Consider the following 4,711-nt stretch of genomic DNA (forward strand, 5'->3'; position numbering starts at 1 on the left):
GCTTTCGCCATCAGATCTTCTCCGCGACGGGCGCCGGAAGCCTCTCTCCCGATCTCACTTCCCGTCACCCCTCAAACAGCCCCTCTCTCACTTTCCCTCAGCCAAGCGTGTTGTCCGCGGACAACTTACGCTGTCACGAGATGTGTTTCCGAGAGTTTGCTCAATCGCTTCACCAGCCTCACCGCATTGAATTCGTGGCTTCGTGCACCGCTCGTCAGTGACCGGAAATAAGCGCCAACGTTTCGGATCCGGTCATGGAACTGAACGATTGCCCAAATGGTGATCGCGCTTGGCAGAGTTCCGATGCAGCGCTCGGCCTGTCTCAACGCGGCGCCGTCGATCCCAATCATCGGTGCAAGCGTCTGGGCATGTGTGACCACATCCGCAAAATCCTCAATGCTTCTCAGCGAAAACGATGCGGCATCCGGACAGGCTTCCATCAGTTCGGGAAGGGAAAAGCTCTCTCCGGGCGCTTCGTCATTCGGGCTCGCAGCTTCTTCTTCAGTATTTTCTTTTTTTGACTTCTGATGGTGGCGGACATTTTGGCCGTTGCTGGCGGACATTACCGTCGCTCGCAAAGAGTGTTTTCCACCATCATCGGCGGTTCCTCCAACAGTGTCGGGCAGCGCCGCAGACATGCTGGACAGCTCTTCGACCGTCAGTTTGTTGCGAAGACGGCGCAGGATATCGAGCGCACGATTGTCACTGGGATCGGCCTCCAGCATCGGTCGGATCTGCGCGCGGAGTTTCGATTTGAGATAGGCAATCTCTTCCGCTTGTGCGCGCGCGCGAACCGCGAGCGCTGCGATCTCGTCGAGCTTGCAAAACAACGGGCTCAGATCGAAGCCAAAATGGATCGATTGCTTGTGTGTGGGATCGTACTTCGTGAATCGTTTGCCGTTCGCGCTGTCCTTGCGCTCGAGGAGATTGAGCTCCATCAACGCAGCTACATGGCGGCGCAGCGTTCGATCTGAGACCCCATTGCGGCGCGCGCTGAGCGTCAGGTTGGACGCAAAGACCATGTTGTGGTTTCGTTTTGGCGCGAGACAGGAGAGCATCGCGTTGAGCGTCGCGAGGACAGTCGGCTTCAAGCCCAGAAGCGGTGCTGCGGCTTGCAGGGTTTCGATGATGATGTGACGTTCGGGCGGAGCGTTGTCCGCGGACAACACTTCAGACGCCCGCAAACCAAAGGCTGCGTTTGCTTGGATGAATGCCATCGATTTTCACGGCAAACCGGGCTCGAGAGGCCCTCTGGCCATCACTTCTTGCGCAAAGGCAAAAATGATTCGGCAACCGAATCGGTTGTTGTTGACTGCTGCGGAGAAGCTGATACATCTGAAGGTGCAAAAGACAGATGGGGCTCTCCGAGGATGACCTTGGGGGGCTCTTTCACTTTTCGGGTTGCGTTCGTGCTCCTTTCTTTGCTGCTCTTGCCTCGTCAGTCGGCTTTTTTCGTCGACTGCCATTCCTTGTAGAGGCGCCTCAATTCGGCCTCCGCATTCTCCAGCCACCACATTGCGAACTCGGGGGCCTCGGTCTTCGAAAGCTTCACCGTAACCGCCTTGGCCTGATCCGTGACCTGAGCAAGCCGTATTCCGTCATCGGACAAGATCGGCAGGGCAGGGGAGGGGGCTTTCGTCGCGATAAGTGGCTCACGAAGGGCCGCAGCAGCCGCATCGGCAAGCTGCCCGAAACGACCATCCGAAGTTTCGCTCGCCGGAGCCAAAGCTGCCTCCGCGAGGGCCGTCAAATCAAGGTCATGGTTGTTGACCAAGTCGACCAATTCCTCCCAGCGGCGGCGCCCGATGCCGTGCGCGGGGCCGATCATCCGGACCACGGTTTCGGGGATGCTCCGAGCGACCTTCTGCATGCGCGACAGCATCGGTTTGTCGACCGCCAGCGCATCGAGGATTACCGCCGTCTCATAGCCGCTTGCCGCCAACTCTGCCGCGAAGAGCGATTTTTCGATGAAGCTCGGATCGAGACGTTGCGCATTCTCCTGGCCCTGAGCGAGGATCGCTTCGTCGTCGCTCAGCGCCCGGACGAGCGCTTTCGCGGGTTGGCCGAGCAGCCGCAGGGCTCGAAGCCGTCTTCGTCCATAGACGATCCGGTAGTAGCCAGGCTTTTCGGCCATCGGACGCACCATGATCGGCACTTGCTGACCATGAAGACGGATGCTCTCGGCGAGTTGTGCGACGTCGGAGTCGGCAAAGGCCAGACGGTCCTTCGGGCCATCTTCCTCGATCATATCCGGCGCGATTTCGCGCACCGCATTGCTCGAGAGATCCTTCAACGTGGATTTGACGCCACTCATGGCGCCTGTGTTCGGGAAGCGTGCCTTGCTATCGGGCGCCGATTGCTCGACGGTGCCGGCAATCGGCGGGGCAGGGGGCTGAAACAGGTTGCGACGCGCCATCAGTCAGTCTCCCGTGCCCAAGCTTTCTGGATCACCTTTTCGAACTCGTCGGCAACGCCATTCACGCTTTCGAGGATGCGATCGAGCGTTTTCTTCAGAACCTGCGAGGGCTCGATCTCGTAGATCGTCTGTTGCGTCATGCCGGCGTCGGAAATCGCGGTTGATTTCAGCATCGGCGTGGTCAGCACCTGATCGAGCAGGATCGAGCGGAGGAAGCCTGCCATCTGGGACTGCGGCACATCGGTCGGCTCGTAGCGCGCGATCAAGAACTTGAGGAAATTCCAATGGATCGGCCCGGCAGCTTCCTCCAGAGCACGAACGGTTTCCCCCGCCATTTCAAGGAATTGCGCCATGGAGGCCACGTCGAGCATGCTGGGCACGACGGTGATCAGCAATCCGGTCGAGGCCAGAAGCGCAGTCATCGTGGTGAAACCGAGCTGCGGGGGGCAATCGATGATGACGAGATCGTAATTGGCTTCGACCTCGTCGAGAGCGATCGCGAGGCGCTGCGTGAAAGGCGGGTCGATCTTGTGTTGCAGTGCATAGGCTGTTTCGGTCTCGTATTCCGAGAGCATCAGCCCGGCCGGAGCCAGATCGAGATTGTGGAAATAGGTCTTGCGGATCACCTGGCTGAGCGGGACCGGCTCTTCGTATTTGAGCGCGTCATAGATCGTCCCGCCCTCGGCGAATTCGATCTCCGGCCTGTAGCCGAACATCGTCGTCAGGCTGGCCTGTGGATCCATGTCGATCGCCAGTACCCGGTAGCCGCGCAGCGCATACCGTTGGGCAAGGTGGATGGCCGATGTCGTCTTGCTGGATCCGCCCTTGAAGTTGACGATCGAGATGACTTGCAACGCATCGCCAGAGCGTCGTCCGGGCAGGTAGGCTTCGCCGTTGCGCCCGGTCTTGGCCATGATGTGGCGGATCTGGTCGATTTCGGCAGCGGAATAGAGCCTGCGTCCGCGGCTGTCCGTTTCTACCTCGGGAAAATCACCTTCTTGATGCCGGGTCCGCAGGTTCGACATGCTGATCCCGGTCAGCTCCGAAACCTCGGCGGGCTGGAACTTCCGAAGCGTCTTTTTGCTTTCGGGTTGAAAGCTGTTGCGCATATGGTTGTCGAGCGCCTCGGACAGCCTGATGGCGTTCGCGGCGATGGATGCGGCAACAGATCCGGACGCGGCCGGTTTCGACGATGTGCTCATTCTGCCCTCTCGGCCTCTTGGTGGGCCCTGGTGGTTTCGTCGCGAAAACGCGTTGTTTGCGCTTTTTCGCGACAACATTAGACATTGCACGCAACTTTCCTCCAGACAACAGTTTTTTGCAAATCCAGCCGTCGCAAAAGTCTTCGTGCCGTTCTGCTTCAGGTAGCAAAGCTGATAACGCGCTGATTTAACGTGATTTTCGTTCTAGACGCTGTCGTATCGACCAAATGTAGTGGCGGCCTGCATAAGTCATACAACCCGTCGGCGAAATGCAGCGCGCCGAATCGCCAAGGTTGTGCTGGTGAGGCTGGACCCCGCCGTGACATCCGGCAGATCTGAGGAGGACAACTGCCCCGCGATCGGGCATTCTGTCGCCTTGCCGATCAGCAAGGGGGGGGGGACTGGATCATGTGCGGCCGGATCATCGATCCCAATCTGCGCAACACTGAAGTGAATATGTCGCAAATCAAACTCGACCCGTTCGGCGGCCGGTTCAACATCAAGCCGACGGAGACGGTCGTGATCCTCGCCAAGCGCCCCCTCATGGCGATGGAGGCGCGCTGGGGCCTCATCCCTTCGTGGTTCGATGGCGCCAACCCGAGAGACTGGAAGGCGGCAACGTTCAACGCCCGCATCGAGGACGCGCGCGAGAAACCGACGTTTCGGCAGGTCTGGCGGCACGGACGTTGCTTGGTGCCGGTCGGCGGGTTCTACGAGTGGAGCGGACCCAAGGGTGCCCGGCGGCCACATTTCTTCCATCCTGCCGGAAACGAGGCAAATCTGTTCCTTGCCGGCTTGGCGAGCCGTTGGCGCGATCTCCTGACCTGTACGATTATGACGCGGGCGGCGACAGATGCGATGGGTTGCCTGCATGACCGGATGCCTGTCGCCCTGAATGTCGACGAACGCGATGCATGGCTATCAGGCGCCGATGATGTAGCAGATCATGGAGCGTTGGTGGCGCTCGATCATCGCGCAGTCGCTCCATTTGGCCTTAACAGGTTGCTGAAATAGTCAGGCGACGAGAAGGATCTTCCGTGATCGGGAGTTTCTGCGGCTGCGTGTCCCTCCGGGCCGCCACGCTTCCGCGTCA

4 protein-coding genes are annotated in these 4,711 nt (G+C 59.4%); 1 reads left to right on the forward strand and 3 read right to left on the reverse strand.

Features of this window, described 5'->3' with window-relative positions:
- Positions 1–125 precede the first annotated feature (125 nt).
- From repC to repA, 3 genes are all read right to left on the reverse strand, one after another.
- Positions 126–1,217 carry a plasmid replication protein RepC gene (gene repC / locus CRO22_RS18195; protein WP_097071559.1) on the reverse strand — a complete coding sequence of 364 codons (1,092 nt, stop codon included), beginning with the start codon at positions 1,215–1,217 and terminating at the stop codon, positions 126–128.
- A gap of 221 nt (positions 1,218–1,438) precedes the next feature.
- Positions 1,439–2,416 (reverse strand): plasmid partitioning protein RepB, encoded by a 978-nt coding sequence (gene repB / locus CRO22_RS18200; RefSeq protein ID WP_097071560.1) that lies wholly within the window; start codon positions 2,414–2,416, stop codon positions 1,439–1,441.
- Positions 2,416–3,618 (reverse strand): plasmid partitioning protein RepA, encoded by a 1,203-nt coding sequence (gene repA, locus CRO22_RS18205; RefSeq protein ID WP_097071561.1) that lies wholly within the window; start codon positions 3,616–3,618, stop codon positions 2,416–2,418. Before repA ends, repB begins: the two co-directional genes overlap by 1 nt.
- 408 nt (positions 3,619–4,026) lie before the next feature.
- Here repA and CRO22_RS18210 point away from each other — a divergent pair, with 408 nt between their 5' ends.
- Positions 4,027–4,632, forward strand: a complete 606-nt coding sequence (locus CRO22_RS18210) for an SOS response-associated peptidase (protein ID WP_097071562.1) — start codon at positions 4,027–4,029, stop codon at positions 4,630–4,632.
- The last annotated feature ends 79 nt before the right edge of the window (positions 4,633–4,711 follow it).

Origin of the sequence: Rhodobacter maris (genome assembly GCF_900217815.1) — a bacterium.
In the GTDB taxonomy this organism is placed as follows: Bacteria; Pseudomonadota; Alphaproteobacteria; order Rhodobacterales; family Rhodobacteraceae; genus Rhodobacter; species Rhodobacter maris.